The sequence below is a fragment of the Collinsella sp. AF28-5AC genome (assembly GCF_003457875.1).
In the GTDB taxonomy this organism is placed as follows: Bacteria; Actinomycetota; Coriobacteriia; order Coriobacteriales; family Coriobacteriaceae; genus Collinsella.
The window spans coordinates 1-1928 of record NZ_QRTA01000034.1 but is presented as its reverse complement, the minus strand read 5'-3'; the positions used below and the strand labels follow the sequence as shown (position 1 = coordinate 1928).

The 1928-nt window shown below is 55.1% G+C and carries 1 protein-coding gene; it reads right to left on the bottom strand.

The window, feature by feature from the left end:
• Positions 1 to 602 precede the first annotated feature (602 nt).
• Entirely contained in the window at positions 603 to 1727 is a 1125-nt protein-coding gene (locus tag DWZ01_RS10520) for an aminotransferase (protein ID WP_117770654.1), read from the bottom strand.
• Positions 1728 to 1928 lie beyond the last annotated feature (201 nt).

The following is a 1928-nucleotide window of genomic DNA, read 5'->3' as shown; positions in this document are numbered from 1 at the left end:
TCGGAAGGCACGTGCAGACCTTTCGTCATGGCCTCCTACCTTTCTTTCGGGCCCTTGTCAGGGCCGATTCGTTAGCGCCCCTCCGTGTGAGGCGTTATTGCTGACGACATATTTATATCCAAAATCAGCTCATACTTCCACCTTGCCCCCGAACGGTTTTTTATAGGGGGTGAACGGCATACACATATACTTCACGCATGGCACACTTCATCTTAATAAAGCGTATTTACGTGCTTAAACGCGTTTTAATCCTAAAATCAAATGGAACTAAACTTTGTTAAACCATCCTCAAATTGCATATTTCCAATAAAGCTATGAATAGAATTAGCGGTTCACACCGCGTCTCAACCATTTTCATTTTTATTCAGAAAAAAGTTTGTCCTATTCATTTCTGATAAATAAATTACCGTTTACCAGACGCTTGATACCGTTCACCGGAAACTCAGTATAAGGCCCAGCGGATACCGCCTCGCTTTACGGCCCCATTTGTAACAACTTGACTTCTCGGTATAGAAAAACGGACCCGCTTCCCCTAGGGAAACGGGTCCGTTTTCGATTATCTTCGGCTAATTTGGATAAGGCCCCCGAAGACCATCGGAATCCTAGCGATCGAACTCCGCCAGTGCCTCGCCCAAAAGCCTCAGGCCCTCGCGCAGAACGTCCTCGCTCGCGCAGTAGCCCAGGCGTGCGCCGCAGGGAAGCTCAAAACGGCTACCGGGGACCAGCAGCACTCCCCTCTCGGACAGCAGGCGCCTGCAGAACTCCTCGTCATCCTCGGGAATATCCAGCTGGATAAACGAGGTGGACACGCCCTGCGGGGCCGTCCAGGAAACGCGATGCTGCGTATCGATCCAAGCCTGCGCGATATCGCGGTTGCCAAACACGATCTTGCGATTGCGCTCGAGAATCTTATCCTTGTGCTCAAGCACATAGGTCGCCAGGGCGTCGTTGAACACACCGCCGCAGATCATGGTGTAATCGCGATAGGTGCGGATGCGGCTGGATATCTCTTCGTCTGCCAGGACCCAGCCCACGCGGGCCGCAGGTGTCGAATAGGTCTTCGACAACGAGTTGGTGACAATGGCCCTCTCGTACACGTCGACCATCGACATAAAGGACTCAGTGTTTTCGAGCGGCAGATATACCTCGTCGCACAGCACGTAGGCGCCCACCGAGCGGGCGATCTCGGCAATCTGGCCGAGCATATCGGCATCGAGCACCGTACCGATGGGGTTAGATGCGTTGTTGATGCAGATGAGCTTGGTGTTGGGACGCACCAAGCGCTTGAGTTCCTCGATATCGGGCTTCCAGCCGAGTTCCTCGCGAAGCTCCCAATACTCGACCTCGGCGCCCAGCGTGCGCGGAATCTCGTAGAGCGGCGCGTAGGTGGGCCACTCGGCGATAACATGGTCGCCGGGCTCGACCACAGCCATGATGGCGTTGAGGTTAGCGCCCGTGCAGCCATTGGTCTGCAGAATGTGATCGGGATTGACCTCCCGACGATACAGCTTGGCAACCTCGGCCTTAAACTCCGGCGAGCCCTCGATCCAGCCGTAGTTCATCTTCTCGCGGTCCAGGCGCTCGTAGAACGTGGCGCCGTCCTGTTCATCGAGCGCGCGCAGCTCGCCCATGGTGAGCGACGAGATCGTCGACTGGGCGATGTCCCACGTGGCGCTCTTCTCCCAAACGTTGAGCCATTCCTCAACGCCAATCGTCTTGATGTCCATAGCCAAGCTCCTTACAAAAGCAGTCATCCAATCGTGTTGACGTTCCTCATACAAGATTGGGGCGGTGCGAAAACCCGCACCGCCCCAATGGGAGACATCTAATGGCAGCTAGATGTATGTATTATGACCTGTACGGGTCCTTGAAGACCTTAGAGGTCCTCGCGCCAGAAGGGCATGCTCATGCAGCGCGGGCCGCCGCGG